This window comes from Pseudomonas sp. P65(2024), assembly GCF_057480955.1.
This window is the reverse complement of record NZ_JBLIYX010000001.1, coordinates 130,407-153,695: the sequence shown is the minus strand read 5'-3', so window position 1 is coordinate 153,695 and position 23,289 is coordinate 130,407. Positions and strand designations below refer to the sequence as shown.

Genomic DNA, 23,289 nt, shown 5'->3' with positions numbered 1-23,289 from the left:
CCCCGCTCAGTAGTGGCTGTGCTGCGCCTGCTTGACCAAGTCCTCGTACAGGCGTGCATAGGGCTCCACCGCCTGGCACCAGTTGAACGGCTGGGTCATCGACAGGCAGCGCATGGCGTTCAACAGGCTCTTCTTGCCGTACACGTAGAAGGCGCGGGCCAGGGCCTCGCGGTAGCTGTCGACGGTCGAATCGTCGAACAAAAAGCCGGTGACACCGTTCTCGATGGTGTCGGCCAGCCCACCGGTGTTGCGCGCCACTGGCAGCGAGCCGAAGCGCTGGGCGTACATCTGGCTCAGGCCGCAAGGCTCGTAGCGCGACGGCATCAGCAGGAAGTCACTGCCTGCGAACATGCGCCGGGCGTCGGTCTCGTTGAAGCCGATGCGCACGCCGATACGGCCCGGATGACGCAGGGCCAGCTCGCGCATGGCCTGTTCCTCCTCGGGTTCGCCGCGGCCGATGATGGCGATCTGGCCGCCCTGCTGGACGATGTAGTCGGCCACCCCCAGGGTCAGGTCCAGGCCTTTCTGGTAGACCAGCCGCGACACAACGGCGAACAGCGGACCGTCCGACGGCTCCAGTTCGAACAGCTCACGTACCTGCTGGGCGTTGCGCGCCTTGCCGGCCCAGTCGTTGAGGCTGAAATTGTGGTGCAGGTGCTGGTCGGTGGCCGAGTCCCAGCTTTCATCGATGCCGTTGGGGATGCCGCCGAGCAGCCCTTGTTGCGCTTTGCTGGCCAGGAAACCGTCCAGGCCGCAGCCGAACTCGGGGGTGGTGATCTCCCGGGCATAGGTGGCGCTGACCGTGGTGATGTGGCTGGAGTACGCCAGGCCGGCCTTGAGGAACGACAGCTTGCCGTAGAACTCCATGCCTTCCTGTTGCATGGCGTGGTCGGGGATCGCCAGCTCCGGGCTGCAGCCGCGGCTGTACACGCCCTGATAGGCCAGGTTGTGGATGGTGAACAGGGTCGGGGTGCTCAAGCCGCGCCAGTGCATGTAGGCCGGGGCCAGCCCGGCCGGCCAGTCGTGGGCGTGCACCAGGTCGGGGCGCCAGTGGGCCATGCCTTCGCCAGCCGCGATTTCCGCTGCCGCCAAGCCCAGGCGGGCGAAGCGGATATGGTTGTCGGGCCAGTCGCGGCCGTTGTTGGCACCGTAGGGCGTGCCGTCGCGCTGGTACAGCTCGGGGCAGATCAGCACGTAGATCACCAGGCCGTCGGCCAGGTCCATGCGGCCGATCCTGCACGGTGGCAGGGCTGCGTGGCCACCCAGTTCGCCGACGATATGGATGGGGTTGTCGCTTTCCATTACCTGCCGGTAACCGGGGATCAGCACCCGCACATCGTGCAAATGCGCCAGGGCGCGGGGCAGGGCGGAGGACACGTCGCCCAGGCCGCCGGTCTTGACCAGGTCGGCGATCTCCGAGGTGACGAACAGGATCTTGCGCTTGTTCGGATTGTGCTGGCGCTGGGCGCCGGGTGCCTTGACTGTCGGAGCGAGCGCCGCTGGCAGCGGCTCGCGGCTATCCGGGTTGAATGATTCTACGTGAGGTTCGACAGCGGCACTGATCATACTTCTCTCCGTCCCTTGTTCTGGTGTGTGCTTAACGTTGGCTCGTGGGTGTGCTCTCTGATCGTTGTTGCATCTTCGTAGTGCGGTCCTTGCCCCAGATTCGTGCGCGCAGGCACGGCACGTTCGGCATTCCGGCCGAAAGACGTATTGACTGGTTGGGGTGGGCGGGCCTGGCGTGAGGAAGTCCTTTTGCACCGGCCCACTTAAGTCCTGACCTGCCCGTGCTTTGCAAAGTTCGACTTTTTTACGTCACTTTTTTTATGAGCAAAACGCGGGCCGAAACTGCAGTGTAGGAGACCAAATGCAAGAAAAGTGACCCGTTGGTCATGTTTCTCGCGGACGTTTGCCCGCGCAAACGTTGGCGAGTTGTTGCAAAATATGAGGGTCGCAGCGCTACGTTACGGGTTCGACCCGCGACGGGCGCGATACGGCAACAAGGAAGGGCGTCAGTGAGCGGGTGGGAGCCAAGGTGCTCCCACACAGGAAGGGTGAATCAGAGACCGGCGGCCTTGCCGTGCACGCGGGCCTGCTCGAGCAGCAGGTTCAGCTGGGCGACCTGCTGACGCAACTGGTCACGTTCGTCCTTCAACTGGCGCAGCTCGTCGCGGCGCACGGTGACATAGAGGGTCTGGGTGGGAGTGGCTGGCATCAGGGTACCCATGGCACACCTCGCATGGCTGGTGACAATTTGAAGCGTAGTCGCTTCGCGCGGCGCGCATTCTGAATTCTTCGCAGGCCCTTGGGAACTTTTTTGTTTATCGTTGTCGCCCCGTTCGTCGGTGAACCCTCCGCCAGAACGCTGGACTAATCTGAAATCGTCAATTGTTGTAAAGCAAAACCAACGGGAGCGTCGTCACATGCAACTGGGAATCATCGGGCTTGGCCGCATGGGCGGCAATATCGCAAGGCGCCTGATGCGCGCAGGTCACAGCACTGTGGTCCACGATCGCAACCGCGAAGCCATCACCACCCTGGAAGGCGAAGGTGCCGTGGGCGCCCACGACCTCGGTGCGCTGGTGCAGAAACTCAAGGCGCCGCGGGCAGTGTGGGTCATGCTGCCGGCGGGCGAAATCACCGAGCAGACCATCGCCCAGCTGGCCGACCTGCTCGAGCCGGGCGACGCCATCATCGATGGCGGCAACACCTTCTACAAGGACGATGTGCGCCGCGCCGCCGAGCTGGGCAAGCGTGGCCTGCACTACCTCGACGTCGGCACCTCCGGCGGCGTGTGGGGCCTGGACCGTGGCTACTGCATGATGATCGGCGGCGAGAAGGCGGTGTTCGAGCGCCTGGAACCGCTGTTCGAGGCCCTCGCCCCGGGCGTCGGCGACATTCCGCGCACCCAGGGCCGCAGCGGCGAGCACGAGCGCGCCGAGCACGGCTACATCCACGCCGGCCCGCCCGGTGCCGGCCACTACGTGAAGATGGTGCACAACGGCATCGAGTACGGCCTGATGCAGGCCTACGCCGAAGGCTTCGACCTGCTGCGCAGCAAGGGCGGCCCGGAACTGCCGGAGGACCAGCGCTTCGACCTGAATGTGGCCGAGATCGCCGAAGTGTGGCGCCGCGGCAGCGTGGTCACCTCCTGGCTGCTGGACCTGACCGCCGACGCGCTGGTCGCCGACCCACAACTGACCGAGTTCAGTGGCTCGGTGTCCGACAGCGGCGAAGGCCGCTGGACCATCGACGCCGCCGTCGAGCAGGCCGTGCCGGTGCCGGTGCTGTCCAGCGCGCTGTTCGCCCGCTTCCGCTCGCGCCAGCAGCAGGGCACCTACGGTGACAAGATCCTTTCCGCCATGCGCCTGGGCTTTGGCGGCCACGTCGAGAAGAAGAAGGACTGAATGAGCAAATCGACCATCCCCGCTGCGCCGCCCTGCACCCTATTCCTGTTCGGCGCCAGCGGCGACCTGGTCAAGCGCCTGCTGATGCCGGCGCTGTACAACCTCAGCCGTGACGGCCTGCTCGATCGCAACATGCGCATCGTCGGAGTCGACCACAATGCCGCCACGGCCGAGGCTTTCGCCGAGCGCCTGCATGCCTTCATGGCCGAGCGCGATGCCGGCAAGTGCCTGGACGAGAAGCTCTGGGCACGCCTGGCCAAGCGCCTGGACTACCAGACCGGCGATTTCCTCGATCCGCAGACTTACCAGGCCCTGGCCCGGCGCATCGACAAGACGCGCCACGGCAACGCCATCTTCTACCTGGCCACCTCGCCACGCTTTTTCCCCGAGGTGGCCCAGCGCCTGGGCGATGCCGGCCTGCTCGACGAGTCGGGCGGTGGCTTTCGCCGGGTGGTGGTGGAAAAGCCCTTCGGCACTGACCTGGCCAGCGCCGAGGCGCTCAACGCCCGCCTGCTCAAGGTGATGAACGAGCGGCAGATCTACCGTATCGACCATTATCTGGGCAAGGAGACCGTCCAGAACATCCTGGTCAGCCGTTTCTCCAACGGCCTGTTCGAATCGTTCTGGAACAATCATTACATCGACCACGTGCAGATCACCGCCGCCGAAACTGTCGGCGTCGAGACGCGCGGGGCGTTCTACGACAACACTGGCGCCCTGCGCGACATGGTGCCCAACCACCTGTTCCAGTTGCTGGCCATGGTCGCCATGGAGCCACCGGCGGCCTTCGGCGCCGACGCCGTGCGCGGTGAAAAGGCCAAGGTGATCGGCGCCATCCGCCCCTGGTCGCACAAGATGGCCCTGCGCAATTCCGTGCGTGGCCAGTACAGCGCCGGCAAGCAGGGCCGCAAGCAACTGCCCGGTTATCGCGAGGAGGCCAACGTCGCCCCGCACAGCCAGACCGAGACCTACGTGGCCCTCAAGGTGATGATCGACAACTGGCGCTGGGCCGGGGTGCCGTTCTACCTGCGTACCGGCAAGCGCATGAGCGTGCGCGACACCGAGATCGCCATCTGCTTCAAGCCGGCGCCCTACGCGCAGTTTCGCGAAAGCGAGCTGGAGCGGCCCAAGCCGAACTACCTGAAGATCCAGATCCAGCCCAACGAAGGCATGTGGTTCGACCTGCAGGCCAAGCGCCCAGGGCCGGAGCTGGTGATGGAAAATGTCGAGATGGGCTTCGCCTACAAGGACTTCTTCAAGATGACCCCGGCGACCGGTTACGAGACGCTGATCTACGACTGCCTCACCGGCGACCAGACCCTGTTCCAGCGAGCCGACAACATCGAGAACGGCTGGCGCGCGGTGCAACCGTTCCTCGATGCCTGGGCGGCCGAGGGCGGTGAAGTGCACGGGTATGCGGCGGGGGAGGATGGCCCCGAGGCTGGCGACGAGCTGCTGGCGCGGGACAAGCGCGAGTGGCACACGCTGGGGTGACGCCAGCGGGGATAGCAACCTGCCGCCGTTGCAGCACGGCGGCAGGTCTTCAGAGCAGCCCTACAAGGTAAACGACAGCGCCGAGAACACCATCCCGCCACTGCCCGCCCAGCCCATGCAGAACTGGCCTGGCTCGGCTTCGCCGCGGCTCATGGCATCAAAGATGCCGAAGGGGATCGACGCGGTAATGATGTTGCCGGTCTTGTGCCCGACGTGATGCAACTTGTGATCGACGCCAATCATCTGGCCAATGTGTTCCCACATCTTTGGCGAGCCGGTATGGATGAACACTTTGTGCACGTCGTCCGCGGTGAGGTTCTGCATGTTGAAGACTTTCATCGCTTCGTTGCGCCCGTCTTCATGCAAGGCGGCGGCATAGGAGTTGAACTGGTACTGGCCACCGGTCGGTTCTATCTTGGCGATATCGGCCTCGTTGCAGAACAGCTTCCAGTCCGGCAAGGAGATCGTCGACAAGTCACTCAGATCAGGTCGGTTGATATAGGAGAACTTGAAGTTCCCCGGTGCCTCGTTACTCAGGATGGTGACGACGGCGGCCTCGCCAATGGTAAAGCTCGGGAACTTGTAGGCCAGTTCGGCCGGCGACTGCAACGAGAAGTTCTTGGGCATCACCGGCCCGCCTTCCGACATGCCGAACTCCATGTTGACGATGGCGGCGTAGCGGATTTCACCGGCTTGCATCTTGCTGTTGATGACGTCCATGGCCGTCACCCAGCCGTTGCAGGCATCGACCACATCGAAGTTGCGGCAGTTCAGGCCCAGCGCCTTGGCGATGAAGGTACTGTTGGCCGGTTCGATGAAACCACGGGTGACGTTGGGATAGATCAGCAGGTCCAGGTCGGCCTTGCTGATATTGGCCTGGGCCAGCGCCGCGTCGAACGCCGCTTCCATCAGGGCCATCGGCGTCTCGTCAGCCGCCAGCCAATGGCGGGTGTCGCTGCCGCTTTTCTCCAGCAACTTGCCGATGGTCTTCAAGGTTTTCGGCAAGTCCTCCTGGAAGGTGTCCCTGGAGTGTTGTTCGACCAGGTTGATGACGTCCTGGTTGGTGACTTGGCGTGACGGCAGTATTGCGGAAAGTCCGACGATCTTCATATAACGTCCTTGTTGAGGGGATTGATCCTGCGTAATGGCTACGCATTGGCAGAGGCATGCTCATTCCTGTAAGCAGCCTCTGGCCCGCTATTTCTAGCACAGGAAAAGAGTGGCTCAATGTCGTGGATCAATGTTCCTGGGCATCGATATCGACAACTTCTACTCCACCCCGAGAGCACTTCAGCGGAACCCTGAATCCCTCTCCGGCATCCAACCTCAACCTCCCTCCCGAGGCTCCGAGATGCCCGCCCACATCGAAGACTACGCTCTCATCGGCAACTGCCGTAGCGCCGCCCTGATCAACCGCGACGGCGCCCTCGACTGGCTGTGCCTGCCACGCTTTGATGCTCCCGCGGTGTTCGCCGCGCTGCTGGGCAACGAGGAAAACGGCCGTTGGCGCATCGCCCCCAGCGACCCGGTCGAGCACAGTGCGCGCCGCTACCTCGACGACACCCTGGTACTGGATACCACCTGGACCACCGCCAGTGGCCGCGCCCGGGTGCTCGACTGCATGCCCCTAGGCGAGCGCAACGCCGTGCTGCGCATCGTCGAGGGCCTGGCCGGCGAAACGGCCTTCGAGATGGACTTGGTGCTGCGCTTCGACTACGGCCGCAGTGTGCCCTGGGTGGAAAAGATCGACCCGCTGACCCTGAGCGCCGTCGCCGGTCCCGATCGGCTGATCCTGCGCAGCAGCACCGAAATCCATGGCCGCGACCACCACAGCGTCGCCCGTTTTCGCGTGGGCGCGGGGCAGCGCCAGGTATTCAGCCTCTGCCACCAGGCCTCGCACCTGCCCGTGCAGCCCGATTGCGACATTGACCACGACTTCGAACAGACCCTGGAGCAGTGGCGTGCCTTCGCCGCCCGCTGCCCTGATGTCGGGCCTTACACCGACCGGGTACGTCGTTCGCTACTGACCCTCAAGGCCATGACCTACGCGCCCACCGGCGGCATGGTCGCCGCCGTCACCACCTCGCTGCCCGAGCGCGTCGGCGGCGAGCGCAACTGGGACTACCGCTACTGCTGGCTGCGCGACGCCACCATGACCCTGCTGGCGTTGATGAACCTGGGCTACTTCGACGAGGCCCAGGCCTGGCGCGAATGGCTGCTGCGCTCGGTGGCCGGCAACCCCGAGCAGATGCAGATCATGTACGGCCTGGCGGGGGAGCGGGATCTTCCCGAGTTCACCTTGCCCTGGCTGCCGGGTTACGAGGGCTCGCAACCGGTTCGGGTCGGCAATGCCGCCGCCGGGCAGTTGCAGCTGGACATCTACGGCGAACTGGCCGACGCCATGACCCAGGCCATCAAGGGCGGGCTGCCGCGCCACTCGCGCGGCGCAGCCATCGCCCGTGCGATCCTGCCGTACCTGGAAGGCATCTGGCGAGAGCCGGACGAGGGGCTGTGGGAGGTGCGGGGCGGCCGCCAGCACTTCGTGCACTCCAAGGTCATGGCCTGGGTTGCCTTCGACCGGGCGGCGGGCCTGGCCGATACCACCGAGGAGGGGCGAGAGCGCAGTCGGCATTACCGCCAGGTGGCGGACGAGATCCGTGACGAGGTCTGCCGGCGCGGGCTGGACGCCGGCGGCCGGCACTTCGTCCAGGCCTACGGCTCGACGGAGCTGGACGCGAGTCTGCTGCAGATCGCCCTGACCGGCTTTCTGCCGGCCGACGATCCACGCTTTCTGCGCACCCTGGAACAGATCGAAAGGCGCCTGCTGCGCAACGGCCTGCTGCTGCGCTACGACAGCGACAGTTGCAGCGACGGCCTGACGCCGGGGGAGGGGACGTTCCTGGTGTGTTCGTTCTGGCTGGCGGATGTGTATGTGCTGCTGGGGCGGCAGGACGAGGCGCAGGTGCTGTATGAGCGACTGACGGGCTTGTGCAACGACGTGGGGCTGCTGGCCGAGCAGTACGACCCGGCGGGCAAGCGGATGCTGGGGAATTTTCCGCAGGCGTTCAGCCATATCGGGATCATCAATACGGCGTTGAACCTGCACCGGGCGCAGTGTCCGGTGCGGGATCGGGCGAAAGGCGGTGACTGAGCCTGCGACTTCTGATGCTGGGCAATCAGTTTTTCCTCATTGCTTGTAGTCCATTTCCGAATCATCCTTTTGCCGCCTTTCAGCCATTGCTACGGCTCTCCCTGCAACCTAGGCTCCCCCGGTCGCTGCCAATTCAGCGACCAGGTCTGCAAGCCTGCGTGTGATAGGAAGCCTAGCGCTAACCGCTAAGCCGCCGGCGTATGTCTGTGGCTGATTTATGGCGGTTGTGTGTGGGTGGCCCTCGGGCCAGCCGGGTTTTCTCCTATTGCCCCGGTCTTGCAGCCCTGCACACGACCGCCACCATTACTTGCAAGGTAGTGAATGGCGGCATCTTCCAAGCAAAGGGAGCACTGCCATGTTGAAGATCGTCCCCGATCCACCGCCATCCAATCCTTCCCCTCATCACCTTGAAGACATCCTGATCCAGGCAGCGGAATACGTGCGCTGCGCCCTGGTCGTGGCCCATCAGTCGGTGTTGGTATCCCATCCGCATTCGCTCGGTTCAACGCTGGGGCTGACGGCGGTGCACGAGATGGAAACCGTTCGCGCGTTGCTGGACTCCGCGTTGGCGCAGGTGCAGGTGCCAGTTCAGGCGCAGACACACCATTGAGTTTGCGCATCTCGCGTGGAAAGCAATGCTTGAAGTGGGCATGTCTGGCGATGATTGACGTTGGCTGCGTGGGTGGCCGCGCTGGCGCTATCGCGGGGCAAGCCCGCTCTCATGGAACAAACAGTAACTTATTGATTTATCTAGGCCCTGTGGGAGCGGCCTTGCGTCGCGAAAGGGCCGCAGAGCGGCCCCGGCGATCTTTGCATCAACACTGAGAACCTGGGGCTGCTACGCAGCCCTTTCGCGACGCAAGGCCGCTCCCACAGGGGACAGTTCCCTGCGCGACAGCGCAGCCCGACGGGCTGGGGTCTCGTACAGGTGCTGTGCAGTGTATGAGACAGGATTTCCAGCCAAGGATAGACCCTGTAGGAGCTGGCTTGCCCCGCGATACCGGCGCAGCCGGTGCCATCCTTATGGAGCGTGCCCGCTCAGGCCCCACCGAGGCGAATCGACGCGGCAGCTATGGCATGATGCCCGGCCCCGCACGCGATAGACGCCTGCCATGAAAGGAATACTCAGATGCCTTCGACCCCACCTAACGGCCTGCCGGTCTATCGCCTGATCACCGGCAAGGACGACGCCAGTTTCTGCCAGCGTATTTCCGAGAGCCTGGCTTTGGGCTATCAGCTTTATGGGTCGCCCAGTGTGACCTTCGATAGCAGCAAGGGACATGTAGTGGCTGCTCAAGCGGTGCTGTGGCCGGTAGTCAGGGACTGAGACGGATGGATGCCGCAATCCGCCTGCGCCGATGCTTGATGACTATCGGCAAGTGAGGGGCAGGCCCTTTAAGGTCTTTGGGCGCGATAGCTATCGACCGAGTGAGGGCCACCAGGTGTCCGCCGCAAGCCTTGCAGCGCCTATGAGATCGAGCGCCGCCCGCGCGGCGCATCGCGACGCAAGGCCGCTCCCACATTTGTTGCAACGTGCCGAACCTGTGAGGCCATGGTTGCCAGCCTTGGTGCATGTCTTGTGACCGGTGGCGGCAGTGGCGCCCATGCTGAAACTGCGTCGGGCCAACAAGGCGGACCAGGTAATGGTACAGGATTGATTGGCCCGAAACAGATGTGGGAGCGGCCTTGTGCCGCGATGCGCCGCGCGGGCGGCGCTCGATCTCATAGGCGCTGCAAGGCTTGCGGCGGGCACTTGGTGGCCCTCACTCGATCACTAGCCCTACCACCCAAAGACTTCGAAAGGATAGCTCCTGCGGCTGATGCACCACCATGTGTGAAGCATTGCGTCACAGTTAGCTGCTGGTGCGCACCTGATGTACCGGGTAACACTCTCCCGCTCTGAATTGCGAGGGCTGGAATATGGCTATGCACAACCCGCCTCACCCCGGCGAAACCCTGCGTGAAGATGTCCTGCCCACCCTGGGCCTGACGGTGAAGGCATTCGCCGAGCACCTGGGCTTTTCCCGGGAGGCGCTGTCGCGGGTCCTTCATGGCCGGGCGGCGGTTTCTCCGGATCTGGCGGTACGCCTGGAAATGGCCGGCATCAGCACGGCGCGGCTGTGGCTGACGATTCAGGTTGACTACGACATCTGGCAGGTCCGCCAGCGCCAGCAACCGGTGATCAAGCGGCTTCACCAGGTAGCCTGAAGCCGCCGCAGTGTTGCGCCAGGTGATGTTGTGTCGACTTGAGCGACTACGTGACGCATGACAACGTCAAGCGTGCTGAACAACATCGCCTGGGATGGCGTCGATATCGACGCTGTGTGACTTAAGGCCATCATTCGGGTGAATGGCAGGCTCCCGGTCATGGTGCCGTGAACACGTAGTCCGAGGGTTCGAAGCATTCCTGCGTGTTCATGTGCACATTGCGCAAATACTCGGTTTGCTGAAGTGCCACCTGGAGCGGTTCGGCGGCATAGCCGATGAGCAGGGCGCGGCGCGGTGCGCCGCTGGCATTCAGGCTGGCGGCATGCACCAGGTCTACATCGAACACCAGGGCATCCCCCGCGCGCCCCGACAGGTGAAGGCTCCGGGATTCGTCGCTGTAGTCGAAGGGCGTCTCGCCCGGTTCAGGCCGGTGGCTGCCAGGGACAATGCGGGTGGCGCCGTTGTGCGGGCCGTAGTCGTCCAGATAGACCATGACACCCACCAGGTCGCCCGGCCGCTGCATCGACAGGTCGCGATGCAGCGCCTGGTGGCCGCCACCCGCCACGGGGGCACGGCCCTCCACCTGGTAGAGAAAGAACCGTTCGCCGATCAGCGCGCCCACCGCTGCCAGCAACTGCGGCAGGCGGCAGACCGCCTGGACCCGCTTGGCGCAGTCCAGTTGCGAGTGACGCCAGTCGCCGGCGCGCGGCACTGGCCACTGCCGCGCAGGTTTCACCCCGGCCTCGAACACATGGCGCAGTTCTTCCAGCCATCCCTGGGGGACGGCCTGGCGAAGCAGGACGTAACCGGCCTGCTGAAGTGTCGCGTGATGGGGCATTGTCGTCTCGCTCTCCCTGTCGATGACCCAGCGTAGTAAGCACGGCTGGCTTTTGCGAGGGGCAGCAATCCCCAGCTCGTCGCAGGCCAACACTTTCCGGCAAAAATCCCGGATAATGCCCGCCATTTATCCGTTCCCGCCCGCTTTTGGTACCCCTGCGCATGGAAATCAAGGTCAATTTTCTCGACAACCTTCGTCTCGAAGCCAAGTTCGACGACTTCACGGTGATCGCCGACCAGCCGATCCGCTACAAGGGCGACGGCTCGGCCCCGGGGCCGTTCGACTACTTCCTGGCGTCGTCGGCGCTGTGCGCGGCGTACTTCGTCAAGCTGTACTGCCAGACCCGCGATATTCCGACCGAGAACATCCGCCTGTCGCAGAACAACATCGTCGACCCCGAGAATCGCTACAACCAGATCTTCAAGATCCAGGTCGAGCTGCCCGAGGACATCTCCGAGAAGGACCGCCAGGGCATCCTGCGCTCCATCGACCGCTGCACCGTGAAGAAGGTGGTGCAGACCGGCCCCGAGTTCATCATCGAGCAGGTCGACAACCTCGACGCCGACGCCCAGGCGCTGCTGATGCCGGTGTCGGATACCAGCACCTACATTCCGGGCAAGGACCTGCCGCTGGAGCAGACCATCGCCAACATGTCGGCGATCCTCGCGGGCCTGGGGATGAAGATCGAGATCGCCTCCTGGCGCAACATCGTGCCCAATGTCTGGTCGCTGCACGTGCGCGACGCGCAGTCGCCGATGTGCTTCACCAATGGCAAGGGCGCGACCAAGGAAGCGGCGCTGGCCTCGGCGCTGGGCGAGTTCATCGAGCGGCTGAACTGCAACTTCTTCTACAACGACCAGTTCTGGGGCGAGGACATCGCCAATGCGGCGTTCGTGCACTACCCCAACGAGCAGTGGTTCAAGCCAGGACCCAAGGACGCGCTGCCGGCCGAGATCCTCGACGAGCACTGCCTGCAGATCTTCAACCCCGACGGCGAGCTGCGCGGCTCGCACCTGTACGACACCAACTCGGGCAACAAGGAGCGTGGCATCTGCTCGCTGCCGTTCGTGCGCCAGTCGGACGGCGAGACGGTGTACTTCCCGTCCAACCTGATCGAGAACCTGTACCTGAGCAACGGCATGAGCGCCGGCAACACCCTGGCCGAGGCACAGGTCCAGTGCCTTTCGGAAATTTTCGAGCGAGCGGTCAAACGCGAGATCCTCGAAGGCGAGCTGTGCCTGCCGGACGTGCCGCAGGAGGTGCTGGCCAAGTACCCGGGCATCGTCGCCGGCATCCAGGGGCTGGAGGAGCAGGGCTTCCCTGTGCTGGTCAAGGACGCGTCGCTGGGCGGTGAGTTCCCGGTGATGTGCGTGACCCTGATGAACCCGCGCACCGGCGGCGTGTTCGCCTCGTTCGGCGCCCACCCGAGCTTCGAGGTGGCGCTGGAGCGCAGCCTCACCGAACTGCTCCAGGGCCGCAGCTTCGAGGGCCTGAACGACCTGCCGCAGCCGACCTTCGACAGCCTCGCGCTGACCGAGCCGAACAACTTCGTCGAGCACTTCATCGACTCCAGCGGCGTGGTGTCGTGGCGCTTCTTCGGCGCCAAGGCCGACTTCGAGTTCGTCGAGTGGGACTTCTCGGGCCACGGCGAGGACTCCAACCAGCAGGAGGCGCAGACCCTGTTCGGCATCCTCGAGGACCTGGGCAAGGAGGTGTACATGGCCGTGTACGATGACCTTGGCGCCACTGCCTGCCGTATCCTGGTGCCGGGTTATTCCGAGATCTACCCGGTCGAGGACCTGATCTGGGACAACACCAACCGCGCGCTGGGGTTCCGTGCCGATATCCTCAACCTGCACAAGCTGGACAATCGTTCGCTGAAGCTGCTGCTCAAGCGCCTGGACAACGCCGAGGTGGATGACTACACCACCATCACCACGCTGATCGGCGTCGAGTTCGACGACAACACGGTGTGGGGCCAGCTGACCATCCTCGAGCTGAAGCTGTTGATCCACCTGGTGCTGCAGCGTTTCGAGGAGGCCAAGGAGTTGGTCGAGATGTTCCTGCAGTTCAACGACAACACTGTCGAGCGCGGGCTGTTCTACCAGGCGTTGAACGTGGTGCTGGAGGTGGTGCTGGACGATGAGCTGGAGATGGCCGACTACGAGCACAACTTCCGTCGCATGTTCGGCAATGAGCGGATGGACGCGGTGCTGGGCTCGGTGGACGGCAGCGTCCGGTTCCATGGGTTGACGCCGACCAACCTGCAGCTCGAGGGACTGGATCGCCACCTGCGCCTGGTGGAGAGCTACAAGAAGCTGCACGCGGCGCGGGCGCGGGCGGCAGGGCTCTGAGCCGAGTCGCTCGAATGAATGAAAAGGGTCGCTTGGCGACCCTTTTTTCTTAACGCAAGCGCAATACCCGGTCCAGGGACAGTGCACCGCCGCCCCGGGCGATCAGCAGCAGGAGCAGGCCGGCCCAGGAAAGGTGGGTGGGCCAGGCGTCCGGATAGACGAAGATCTCGATCACCAGGGTCATGCCCAGCAGGGCCAGGGCTGACAGCCGGGTGAACAGGCCGAGCACCAGCAACAATGGGAACAGGTGCTCGGCGTAGGTCGCCAGGTGCGCCGCCAGCCAGGGTGACACCAGCGGCAAGGCGTACTCGCTCTGGAACAGCTCGTAGGTGCCGGGGGTGATGCTCAGCAGGCCTTCGACCTTGGTCCGACCGGACAGAAAGAAGATCGAGGCGATGCCCAGGCGGGCGACCAGGCACAGGACGCTGTCGCCAAGCAGGCGTTGCAGCTGTTCGGCGAGGCGGTTCCAGTAGAAACGCAGGCCGTGGGGCGATGAACTGGCGTGGCTGATGTCCATGGCGTTTTCCTCAGGTGAAGGCGAGCGGGCGCAAGGCCCGGGCATTCAGCAGCCTGCCCAGCAGGTCACTGAAGTCCAGGTTGGGTTGGGCGTGCAGGGCCAACTGCGAGGCCTTGTCCAATGGGTAGCCGGCGGCACAGGCATCGAGGAAGATGCATCCCCCCAGGCTCAACGGCTGGTGGACGACGCCTTCGCGGTCGCCGCTGAGCAGGGCGCCTTCGGCCACCCAGGGCTGGTCCTCGGGCCAGGGCCTGCCATCGCGGCCGTGCTGCCAGAGGCTGTAGGCAGGATGCTGGTCGAACCAGTGCCAGCGCACGCCGGAGCGCGGGCTCAACTGGCTGTGTTCGAGGTCCGAGGCGGTCATGCCGGCCAGGTCGGCCAATCTCAGCCAGGGATCGTCGTCGGCGCTGAATGCTTCGCACCAGGCGAAGTCCAGCCGTGCGACATCCGCCAGGTAGCACAGTCCATGGACGGGCTGCAACGCCTCGAGAAATGCCGGAAACGCCGCGCCATAGCGGATCATCCGCACATCACAGGGCGGCGATTGCCGGGCATATTCCGCGGCGGCGTCGTGCATCCATTGCTGCCCGACCAGGGTCTCGACGCTGGGAAAGTTGGCGCGCAGGGCCTCGACGCAACCGGCCAGCACCGTGTTGCGATACACCGCGAACGCGGGCTGCGCCGTCAGTGTCGCCAGCTCAGGCGCGGGGCGCTGATAGAGGGCGTCGATGAAGGCGTTCTGGAACTGTCCGAGGCTGAGGTTCATGGCAAGGCTCCTGCCAGGTCCAGGGTGGCCTGGGCGAAGGCGCGTTCGGCGAGCAGTTCGTCGAACGCCGGGATGTTGCCGTCGCGTTCTATCAAGGTCGGGCGCGGACCGATGCGGGCGATCAACTGCTGGTACAGCGACCACACCGGCGCAGCGATGGCGGCATCGTGGGAATCGACCAGCAGTGCGCCCTGGTCGTCGTGACTGTGCCCGGCCAGGTGAATCTCGGTGATGGCCTGGGCAGGGAAGCGGGCGAGGTAGTCGGCGGCATCGAAGCCGAGATTGTGGGCGCTGACGTACACATTGTTGACGTCCAGCAACAGGCCGCAGCCGGTGCGTCGCACCAGCTCGGCGAGGAAGTCGATCTCATCCAGGTCATGACCCTGCAGATGCAGGTAGTGGCTGGGGTTCTCGATGGAGATGCGGCAGCCCAAAGCGTCCTGGGTGCGCTGGATGTTGTCGGCAATACGGGCCAGGGCCTCGTCGCTGCGTGGAAAGGGCAGCAGGTCAGGATGGTACTGGCCGCGCCAGGTCGACCAGGCCAGATGTTCCGACACCAGGGCCGGGTGTACCTGGTCGATCAGGGTACGCAGGCGCCGCAGGTGCGTGGCGTCAGGTTCGGCATCCGCCGCCAGTGACAGTGCCACGCCGTGCAGCGACAGCGGATGGCGCTCGGCCATCCGCTCCAGCCAGGCCAGGCGAGGGCCACCGACCATGTAGTTCTCCGGATGGACTTCGAACCACAACCCTTCGGCGTGGCAGGCCCAGGCCTGGTCATAGTGCTCGGCCTTCAAGCCGAGCCCTGCGCCCATCGGCTGATTCCCGTTCATGGTCGATGGCCTCTGCTCAGGATTTGACCGGGGTCAGCGAACCCATGCCGTTGGGGGTCTTGATCGAGGTGCAGGTACCGGTCGGCACGTTTTTCCAGTGCATGCCGTCGTAGTCCTTTTTCGCGCTGCCGGCGCAGGTGGTGCCGGCGCCGGCCTTGCAGTCGTTCTTGCCGGCCATGGCCACGCCGTAGCATTTCTCCATGGTGGCTGCCTTGGTGGTGTCGTCGGCCACGGCTGCCCCTGCCAGGGAGGCGAGGGCGAGGGCGGCGGTGGCGAGGGCGAGGGTTTTCATGGGGTCGTCTCCAGAAGGTGGGGCCGTGGTGATGTACCGGCGGCTCATGGAGTAGTTCGCGGTGATGGGCGAGGCGGTTACAGCGCCTGCGAAAATATTTTTCGCCACCTGCGCCGGCCTCCTAAGGTAAGGAGGTGGCGTCGGTGCTTGCGTAGGGCGTTGCGGCGATGGTTGGATAAAAAAGAAACCCACAGACGGTGTAACCCTGGCGGCCGATGCAACGAACTAACCCACAGGATGTGCTCAGTGCACGCGAGTCACACTTGCAGGCCCTGCTGTTGCTTGGGCTGGCCGGTGACGCCGGGGCCTATCGCGAATTTCTCGCGGCGCTGGCGGTGCACCTGCGTGGTTTCTTGCGTCGGCGCCTGGCGCAGCGACCGGCCGAGGTCGAGGACCTGCTGCAGGAGGTGCTGCTGGCGGTACACAATGCCCGTCACACCTACCAGGCGCAGCAACCGCTGACCGCCTGGGTGCAGGCAATCGCCCGCTACAAGCTGGCCGACCACTGGCGCGGCCAGGCCCGGCGCGAGTCGCGTCACGAGCTGCTGGAGGATGACAGCGAGTTGTTCGCTTGTGGCGACGAAGAGCCGGCCGAGGCCCGCCGGGACTTGAACAAGCTGCTCGGACAGTTGCCCGACCGCCAGCGACTGCCCATCGTCCACGTCAAGCTGGAAGGGCTGTCGGTGGAGGAAACCGCGCGTCTTACCGGGCTGTCCAGTTCGGCGGTGAAGGTGGGCATACACCGGGGGCTCAAGGCCCTGGGAAGGTTGATTCGAGGTAAAGACGACCATGAAGACCGATGAGCTGATCAGCCTTTTGGCGACCGCCGCAGAGCCGGTGGATCGTCACGTGCTGGCGCGACGGCTGCTGCTGGCGCTGCTGGCCGGCATGCTGGGCGCATTGCTGATGACCGCTGCCATCTACGGCGTGCGCAGCGATCTGGCCGAGGTGGCGCGCACGCCGCTGTTCTGGGCCAAGCTGGCCTTGCCCACCAGCCTGGGCCTGCTGGCCCTGTGGCTGACCCAGCGCCTGGCCAGGCCGGGTGTGCGCGGTGGCGCGCTGTGGGGATTGCTCGGCCTGCCGCTGCTGCTGGTGTGGCTGGGGGCAGCCGTCAGCCTGGCCGGCGCGCCGGTGGAGGCCCGCGCCGACCTTATCTTCGGCCGCACCTGGCGCACCTGCGCGTTGAACATAGCCCTGCTCTCGGCACCCGTATTCGCCGCCGTGTTCTGGGCCCTGCGCGGCCTGGCACCGACCCGGCTGCGCCAGGCCGGCGCAGCTGGCGGGCTGCTCGCTGGATCCACCGCGACCCTCGTGTACTGCCTGCACTGCCCGGAAATGGGTGTACCGTTCTGGGGGCTGTGGTACCTGTTGGGGATGTTGTTGCCGACCGTCGTCGGGGCGGTGGCAGGGCCTCGACTGCTGCGTTGGTGATCGGGTGCGTTTTTGCGGTGCTGCGCAGCTCTTTCGCGGTGCAAGGCTGCTTCTACACGACAACGTGTCAAGCCTTCAGGCTGTCGTGACCAGAGGTAATGTCACCTGCAGTGCCAGCCCGCCCTCGCTCCGGCGATGTGCGGTGATGCGGCCACCATGGGCCTCGCAGATCGCCTGGGCGATCGACAGGCCCAGGCCGCCGCCGCCGCTGACCCGCGCCCGCGACTGTTCGGCGCGCCAGAAGCGCACGAACATGTTGCCCAGGTCCTTCTGCTCGACCGCTTGCCCACGATCGAGGAATTCCAGCTGCACGCAGTCTTTGGCCTGGCGCACGGCGACACTGAGCTCGCGGCCGTCGGAGGCGTACTTGAGGGCATTCTCGATCAGGATGTTGATCAACTGGCCGATCCGCGCCGGGTCGGCCTCGATCACCACGTCATCGGCAAGCGCCGTGTGCAACTGCATCCTGGCGGCCTCGAATTGCGGCGCGAACCAGGCCAGACGCTCCTCGACCAGCCTGGCCGGGGAGAACAGGCTGATGTGCAGGGGCAGCTGCCCGGCATGGGCCAGGGACAGCAGGTGCAGGTCGCCCACCAGGGTGTTGAGGTTGTACAGCTGGTTCTGCACCAGGCGCAATTGCTCAGGGCACAGCGGGAACACCTCGTCGAGCATGCCCTGCACCCGACCCAGCGCGGCATTGAGCGGGGTGCGCAGTTCATGGGCCAGGTTGGAGCTCGACTCGGCCACTTCGCTTTCATACAGCGCCAGGCGTTCGACCAGCTTGTTGAAGTCGGTGCACAGGCGCTGCATTTCCTTGGGCTGGCGCGGGTGCTGGCTGACCCGCACGCTGAGGTCGCCCTCGGCCACCCGCCTTGCCCCTACGGCGATCTGGCGGAACTGCCGGGACAGCGGCCTGGACAGGTACAGGCCGACCATCAAGGTGAACGGAATGGTCACGATGACGAAGCCGTAGAGCACCAGCCAGTCGATGCTGTTACCGGGGCCGGGAAGAAAGTCGTGGATGTCGTAGTAGGTCTGCAGCAACTGCCACAGCCTGGACTCGTTGCGCGGCACATCGGCAAGGCCGGCCACCAGCGCGGCGCGGTCCTCGGGTCGCATCGATTGCAGCACCAGGTAGTCGCTGATCCAGAAGTACAGGTACATGCACACGGTAATGGTGATCACCGCGCCGACGGCGAGCAGGGTCATTCTCAGGCCGACCCACAGCCACAGCGGACGTTTGCGCATAAGCGGTCAGCGGAACCGGTAGCCAACGGAGCGCACGGTCACCAGCACGCCGCTGATGCCCAGGGCTTCGAGCTTGCGCCGCAGGTTGTGCACGTGGGTGTCGATGATGCGCACCAGCGCATCGCTCTCGGGCATGCACAGCTCAAGCAGTTCCTCGCGGCTGAAGGCCTTGGTCGGTGTGCGCAGCAGCGCGGCGAGCAGAAGCAGTTCCGAACGGGTCAGGTCGAGCACCTGCTCCTCGCCATCGCGGGTCCGTACTCCGGCCACGAAGCGCTCGGCGTCGACCCAGACGCCCTGACACTCGAGGCGCTGGCGATTGTCTGCCGGCGTGCCGTAGCGGCGCAGCACCGCGTGTACCCGGGCCACCACCTCCTTGGGGTTGCAAGGCTTGACCACGTAGTCGTCGGCGCCGTAGCGCAGGGCGCCGATCTTGTCCGGCTCGTCGCCGATGGCGGTGACCATGATCACCGGGGTGTCGGCGCTGCGGCGGATCTCGGTCAGCAGCTCCGGGCCGGACATTTTTGGCAGCATCATGTCCAGCAGCACGATCGCCGGCGTGCGCTGACGGAACAGGGCAAGCCCGCGGGCGCCGTCCTCGGCGATGTCCACCTCGAAACCGTCGCGCTTCAGGTAGGCCTCCAGGATGCTTGCACCATCGGCGTCGTCCTCGACGATCAATACGCGCTTGGGGGTCATGGGTTGTCTCGCGGGGCGCGCAGCCCTGCCAGCACTTCGGCGGCGGTGGTGACGTGGCCGAAGTGGTGTTTCCACAGGTCGATGCCCAGCTGACCGGAACGGTCCAGCGAGGAGCCCATGGTCAGGTCGGTGACCAGTGTCGGCGTCAGGCCTGCATCGAACAGGGCGAAGCCGGCAGCCAGCACGCAGGTTTCGGTCTGCAGCCCGCACACGAGCACGCGTTCGACGCCCAGCTGCTTGATGTAGTCCAGTGTCTCGGCGGTCTGGCCATAGCCATGCTTGATGAACACCTTGTCCGCCTCGACCAGGGCCACATCCTCAGCGGCCGGGTGCCAGCCGAGCTGGCGCTGGAACGGGGTGGCCTGCTCGTCGTGCAGCTCGATCGAGGCGATGGTGGGAATGTGCGCCGACAGCACGCGGATGCCATCCACCAGTTTCTCGGAGGGGCTGAAGGTGGATTGCACATCGACGATGAGCAGGACTTGCTGCATGGCGGATTCCCGGGCGCGGTTCGAAAGCTGGCGAGTATACCGCCGCACGCGGGAATTTTGCGGCCAGTGGCCTGCTCCGGGCTCAGCCAAGGTTCTTGGAAGGTGCATGTGTAACACGCGCTTGCCCCGCCAACACCGGTACTGCCGCTGCCATGCACCTCGTTGCCTGCGTCGCGGGCCAAGCCCGCGCGGTCCTTTTATCGCCTGCTAGGCCGCCAATCGCCCGCCGGCAATCGCCTCCGACGCCGCCAGCATCGCCCGCAACAGCACCGCGCAACCGGCCGCGAGATCCCCAGGGGCGGCGTTCTCGATTTCGTTGTGGCTGATGCCGCCTTCGCAGGGCACGAAGATCATCCCGGCCGGGCCCAGCTCGGCGAGGAAGATCGCGTCGTGGCCTGCGCCGCTGACGATGTCCATGTGCGCCAGGCCCAGGTTGCGCGCCGAGTCGCGCACCGCCTCGACACAGCCCTTGTCGAAGTACAGGGCCGGGAAGTCGGCGGTGGGTACCAGCTCGTAGCTCAGCCCGTGTTTCGCAGTTGTGGCCTCGATCACCTGGCGCACTTCGGCGATCATCGCGTCCAGTTGCTCGCCTTCGAGATGACGGAAGTCCAGGGTCATGCGCACTTCGCCGGGGATCACATTGCGTGAGCCTGGATAGGCCTGCAGGCAGCCGACCGTGCCGCAGGCATGGGGCTGGTGGGCGAGGGCGGTGCGGTTGACCGCCTCGACCACGGCGGCGGCGCCGACCAGGGCGTCCTTGCGCAGGTGCATCGGCGTGGGACCGGCGTGGGCCTCGACGCCGCGCAGGGTCAGGTCGAACCATTTCTGGCCAAGGGCGCCGAGCACCACGCCGATGGTCTTGTGCTGGTCCTCGAGGATCGGGCCCTGTTCGATGTGCGCCTCGAAATAGGCGCCCACCGGGTGGCCGGTCACGACGCGGCTGCCGGCGTAGCCGATGGCGTTCAGTGCCTCGCCGACGCTCACGCCCTGGGCGTCGCGCTTGGCCAAGGTCTCTTCGAGGGTGAACTTGTTGGCGAACACCCCCGAACCCATCATGCACGGGGCGAAGCGCGAGCCTTCCTCGTTGGTCCACACCACCACCTCCAGCGGCGCCTCGGTCTCCACGCCCAGGTCGTTGAGGGTGCGGATCACCTCCAGCCCGGCCATCACGCCAAAGCAGCCGTCGAACTTGCCGCCGGTGGGCTGGGTATCGATATGGCTGCCGGTCATCACCGGCGGCAGCTTGGCGTTGCGCCCGGGGCGGCGGGCGAAGATGTTGCCGACCGCATCGATGCTCACCGTGCAGCCGGCCGCCTCGCACCACTGCACGAACAGGTCGCGGGCCTGGCGGTCGAGGTCGGTCAGCGCCAGGCGGCAGACGCCGCCCTTGGCCGTGGCGCCGAGGTGGGCGAGGTCCATCAGTGACTGCCACAGGCGGGCGCTGTCGATGTGCTGCTTGCTCGATTGCAGGACTTCCTTGGCGAGGGTGGTCATGGGTATCTCCTCAGGCTGTTGTTTTTGGCATCACGTGGGAGCTGCAGTGCATCAAGGCAACGGCTTGGCCAGCCGCGCCGGTCCGCGCACCGCGAGGCCACCGAGGGCGTAGTAGAGCCCGCCGCCGAGCAGCGAGCCGGTGAACCAGCCATAGTCGTAGAACCAGCTGAAACTGCTGTTGCCGATGGCCATCACGGTCAGCGCCACCGGCACGCCGAAGGCGACGAACCCGGCCCAGTTCCAGGCCGGGTACACGTCGTCGCGGTACAGCCCGGCCAGGTCCAGGTGCTGGCGGCGGACCAGGAAATAGTCCACCACCATGATCCCGGCAATTGGCCCGAGCAGGCTGGAGTAGCCCAGCAGCCAGTTGGAGTACACGCTCTCCAGGCTCAGGTCGGAGACGATCCAGCCGAGCTTCTTGAGCAGCTCGTGACCCATCAGCGCCAGGCCGATGAAGCCGGTCAGCCAGACCGCGCGGCTGCGCCCGATCAGCCGCGGGGCAATGTTCTGGAAGTCGTTGGTGGGCGAGACGATGTTGGCCGCGGTGTTGGTCGACAGCGTGGCGATGATGATCAGCGCCATGGCCAGGGCCACCCAGCCGGGGCTCTGGATATGGCCGATCAGGCTCACCGGGTCGGACACTGTCTGGCCCACCAGCGAGGCGGAAGCGGCGGTCATGATCACGCCCAGCGAAGCGAACAGGAACATGGTCAGCGGCAGGCCGAAGATCTGCCCGAGGATCTGGTCCTTCTGGCTCTTCGCGTAACGGCTGAAATCGGGGATGTTCAGCGATAGCGTGGCCCAGAAGCCGACCATCGCGGTAAGCCCGGCGCAGAAGTAGCCGACCACGCTGGCGCCCTCGGGGCGCTTGGGCGGCTGCGCCAGCAGTTCGCTCATCGACATGTGCGGCAGCGCCCAGAACAGCAGGCCGACACCCACCGCCACCAGCAGCGGCGCCGATAGCGTCTCCAGCCACTTGATCGACTCGGCGCCGCGCAGCACCACCCACAGGTTCAGCGACCAGAACAGCATGAAGCCGATCACCTCGCCGGTGCCGCCCAGTGCCTTCCACTCGGGGAACAGCGAGCCGAGGAACAGGTGGATGGCCAGCCCGCCGAACATCGTCTGGATGCCGAACCAACCACAGGCCACCACGGCGCGGATCAGGCACGGCACGTTGGAGCCGAAGATGCCGAACGAGGCGCGCAGCAGCACCGGGAAGGGGATGCCGTACTTGGTGCCGGGGAAGGCGTTGAGGGTCAGCGGAATCAGCACGATGAGGTTGGCCAGCAGGATCGCCAGCAGCGCCTCGCTCACGCTCAGGCCGAAGTAGGCGGTGAGCACGCCGCCGAGGGTATAGGTGGGCACGCAGATGGACATGCCCACCCACAGCGCGGTGATGTGCCACTTGTTCCAGGTGCGCTGGTGCACCTTGGTCGGGGCGATGTCGTGGTTGTAGCGGGGGCTGTCGAGGACGTCGCTGCCGGCGTCGAGCTCGAACAGGCCATGCTGCTCGACCACTTGCGATCTGCTCTGTTGCATGGGGTTCTCCAGGTCTTTTTTCTTGTAGTTGTCGCTCATCGGGCTGCCGCGATGGCCGGAGTACACACACCAGCAGTACTGCTCCTCCGGTCCGGCCAGGCGGTTGTGGCCTGCGTTTTCAACAAACGTGCCGGGAAAGCCCGCGCCTTCCCGGCGGCCGCCGCCAAACGGAGGTAACTCACTGTCTTGCAAGGGCATTCTTCAGCGCGACGACGAGGGTGGGGTGGGCACCCTGGTGCGCCGTCTGTCTGGCCGGTCCGCCACCCGCGTGGTTCAAACGGGTGCAACCTGGAAAACCACTGGCGCGGCCTGCGCCTTCCAGCCAGGAAACAAACTGCTGATTTTGCGTAGAAAATCTTGACCAATTTGGCTTCCTGTCAAGTGCGTCAAAATGGTGAAGGGGTGTCACATTTTGGTTAATTGTTAAATTTTTTATTAAAAATCAAACAGTTACAAAATATAATATTTGCATATATTTTTTCTTGATGAATATCCGATCAGATACTAGCCTCGATTCTTGTCAGGCCTGA

22 protein-coding genes are annotated in these 23,289 nt (G+C 64.9%); 9 read left to right on the top strand and 13 right to left on the bottom strand.

Going from position 1 to position 23,289, the window contains the following annotated elements:
* Positions 1 to 6: 6 nt before the first annotated feature.
* Positions 7 to 1,566 carry a glycogen synthase GlgA gene (gene glgA / locus AC25MA_RS00735; RefSeq protein WP_028692576.1) on the bottom strand — a complete coding sequence of 520 codons (1,560 nt, stop codon included), beginning with the start codon at positions 1,564 to 1,566 and terminating at the stop codon, positions 7 to 9.
* Positions 1,567 to 2,059: 493 nt separating this feature from the next.
* Positions 2,060 to 2,227, bottom strand: coding sequence for a DUF6026 family protein (locus tag AC25MA_RS00730; RefSeq protein WP_172402379.1), 168 nt, complete (start codon positions 2,225 to 2,227; stop codon positions 2,060 to 2,062).
* A gap of 160 nt (positions 2,228 to 2,387) precedes the next feature.
* Between AC25MA_RS00730 and gnd the strand changes: the two genes are divergently transcribed.
* On the top strand, positions 2,388 to 3,407 hold the full coding sequence (gene gnd, locus AC25MA_RS00725) for a phosphogluconate dehydrogenase (NAD(+)-dependent, decarboxylating) (protein ID WP_277815863.1): 1,020 nt from the start codon (positions 2,388 to 2,390) through the stop codon (positions 3,405 to 3,407).
* The gene (gene zwf / locus AC25MA_RS00720; protein ID WP_062359462.1) at positions 3,408 to 4,901 is read left to right on the top strand and encodes a glucose-6-phosphate dehydrogenase; all 1,494 of its coding nucleotides are present in this window, start codon (positions 3,408 to 3,410) and stop codon (positions 4,899 to 4,901) included. It begins immediately after the preceding gene.
* A 60-nt stretch (positions 4,902 to 4,961) separates the two neighbouring features.
* On the opposite strand, the gene AC25MA_RS00715 is transcribed toward zwf, so the two are convergent.
* Positions 4,962 to 6,011 (bottom strand): 3-oxoacyl-[acyl-carrier-protein] synthase III C-terminal domain-containing protein, encoded by a 1,050-nt coding sequence (locus tag AC25MA_RS00715; protein ID WP_186595447.1) that lies wholly within the window; start codon positions 6,009 to 6,011, stop codon positions 4,962 to 4,964.
* Positions 6,012 to 6,252: 241 nt separating this feature from the next.
* Between AC25MA_RS00715 and AC25MA_RS00710 the strand changes: the two genes are divergently transcribed.
* The 4 genes from AC25MA_RS00710 (at position 6,253) to AC25MA_RS00695 (ending at position 10,260) form a co-directional block, all read left to right on the top strand.
* The gene (locus AC25MA_RS00710; RefSeq protein WP_486971686.1) at positions 6,253 to 8,052 is read left to right on the top strand and encodes a glycoside hydrolase family 15 protein; all 1,800 of its coding nucleotides are present in this window, start codon (positions 6,253 to 6,255) and stop codon (positions 8,050 to 8,052) included.
* 355 nt (positions 8,053 to 8,407) lie between these two features.
* Positions 8,408 to 8,662 (top strand): hypothetical protein, encoded by a 255-nt coding sequence (locus AC25MA_RS00705; protein WP_486971685.1) that lies wholly within the window; start codon positions 8,408 to 8,410, stop codon positions 8,660 to 8,662.
* A 519-nt stretch (positions 8,663 to 9,181) separates the two neighbouring features.
* Positions 9,182 to 9,379, top strand: a complete 198-nt coding sequence (locus AC25MA_RS00700) for a DUF1737 domain-containing protein (protein ID WP_486971684.1) — start codon at positions 9,182 to 9,184, stop codon at positions 9,377 to 9,379.
* A gap of 593 nt (positions 9,380 to 9,972) precedes the next feature.
* Positions 9,973 to 10,260, top strand: a complete 288-nt coding sequence (locus AC25MA_RS00695) for a HigA family addiction module antitoxin (protein ID WP_028692566.1) — start codon at positions 9,973 to 9,975, stop codon at positions 10,258 to 10,260.
* A 157-nt stretch (positions 10,261 to 10,417) separates the two neighbouring features.
* On the opposite strand, the gene AC25MA_RS00690 is transcribed toward AC25MA_RS00695, so the two are convergent.
* Entirely contained in the window at positions 10,418 to 11,098 is a 681-nt protein-coding gene (locus AC25MA_RS00690) for a phytanoyl-CoA dioxygenase family protein (RefSeq protein WP_486971683.1), read from the bottom strand.
* Positions 11,099 to 11,259: 161 nt separating this feature from the next.
* On the opposite strand from AC25MA_RS00690, the gene AC25MA_RS00685 reads away from it, so the two are divergent.
* A complete protein-coding gene (locus AC25MA_RS00685; RefSeq protein WP_028692564.1) occupies positions 11,260 to 13,452 on the top strand; it encodes an OsmC domain/YcaO domain-containing protein in 2,193 nt (730 codons plus the stop codon).
* A 49-nt stretch (positions 13,453 to 13,501) separates the two neighbouring features.
* On the opposite strand, the gene AC25MA_RS00680 is transcribed toward AC25MA_RS00685, so the two are convergent.
* From AC25MA_RS00680 to AC25MA_RS00665, 4 genes are read right to left on the bottom strand one after another with little or no spacing between them, the layout of a single operon-like run.
* Complete coding sequence (locus AC25MA_RS00680; protein WP_096049848.1) at positions 13,502 to 13,969, bottom strand: DoxX family protein; 468 nt, start codon at positions 13,967 to 13,969, stop codon at positions 13,502 to 13,504.
* A 10-nt stretch (positions 13,970 to 13,979) separates the two neighbouring features.
* On the bottom strand, positions 13,980 to 14,735 hold the full coding sequence (locus tag AC25MA_RS00675; protein WP_069016345.1) for an HvfC/BufC N-terminal domain-containing protein: 756 nt from the start codon (positions 14,733 to 14,735) through the stop codon (positions 13,980 to 13,982).
* Positions 14,732 to 15,565, bottom strand: a complete 834-nt coding sequence (gene bufB, locus AC25MA_RS00670; protein ID WP_069016344.1) for an MNIO family bufferin maturase — start codon at positions 15,563 to 15,565, stop codon at positions 14,732 to 14,734. Before bufB ends, AC25MA_RS00675 begins: the two co-directional genes overlap by 4 nt.
* Positions 15,566 to 15,581: 16 nt before the next feature.
* Positions 15,582 to 15,857: a BufA1 family periplasmic bufferin-type metallophore gene (locus tag AC25MA_RS00665; protein WP_028692560.1), complete on the bottom strand. Its 276-nt coding sequence runs from the start codon at positions 15,855 to 15,857 to the stop codon at positions 15,582 to 15,584.
* 215 nt (positions 15,858 to 16,072) lie between these two features.
* Here AC25MA_RS00665 and AC25MA_RS00660 point away from each other — a divergent pair, with 215 nt between their 5' ends.
* The gene (locus tag AC25MA_RS00660; RefSeq protein ID WP_062359452.1) at positions 16,073 to 16,660 is read left to right on the top strand and encodes a sigma-70 family RNA polymerase sigma factor; all 588 of its coding nucleotides are present in this window, start codon (positions 16,073 to 16,075) and stop codon (positions 16,658 to 16,660) included.
* A complete protein-coding gene (locus AC25MA_RS00655; RefSeq protein ID WP_069016343.1) occupies positions 16,647 to 17,288 on the top strand; it encodes a DUF1109 domain-containing protein in 642 nt (213 codons plus the stop codon). The genes AC25MA_RS00660 and AC25MA_RS00655 overlap by 14 nt, the downstream gene beginning before the upstream one ends.
* A gap of 75 nt (positions 17,289 to 17,363) precedes the next feature.
* Here the strand turns inward: AC25MA_RS00655 and AC25MA_RS00650 are convergent, their stop codons facing one another.
* From AC25MA_RS00650 to AC25MA_RS00630, 5 genes are all read right to left on the bottom strand, one after another.
* Positions 17,364 to 18,536, bottom strand: a complete 1,173-nt coding sequence (locus AC25MA_RS00650) for an ATP-binding protein (protein ID WP_238348090.1) — start codon at positions 18,534 to 18,536, stop codon at positions 17,364 to 17,366.
* Positions 18,537 to 18,542: 6 nt separating this feature from the next.
* Entirely contained in the window at positions 18,543 to 19,232 is a 690-nt protein-coding gene (locus tag AC25MA_RS00645; protein WP_186595443.1) for a response regulator transcription factor, read from the bottom strand.
* Positions 19,229 to 19,723 (bottom strand): cysteine hydrolase family protein, encoded by a 495-nt coding sequence (locus AC25MA_RS00640; protein WP_062359445.1) that lies wholly within the window; start codon positions 19,721 to 19,723, stop codon positions 19,229 to 19,231. Before AC25MA_RS00640 ends, AC25MA_RS00645 begins: the two co-directional genes overlap by 4 nt.
* 207 nt (positions 19,724 to 19,930) lie before the next feature.
* Positions 19,931 to 21,217 carry a Zn-dependent hydrolase gene (locus tag AC25MA_RS00635; RefSeq protein WP_069016340.1) on the bottom strand — a complete coding sequence of 429 codons (1,287 nt, stop codon included), beginning with the start codon at positions 21,215 to 21,217 and terminating at the stop codon, positions 19,931 to 19,933.
* 51 nt (positions 21,218 to 21,268) lie between these two features.
* Positions 21,269 to 22,759 carry an NCS1 family nucleobase:cation symporter-1 gene (locus AC25MA_RS00630; protein WP_062359641.1) on the bottom strand — a complete coding sequence of 497 codons (1,491 nt, stop codon included), beginning with the start codon at positions 22,757 to 22,759 and terminating at the stop codon, positions 21,269 to 21,271.
* Positions 22,760 to 23,289 lie beyond the last annotated feature (530 nt).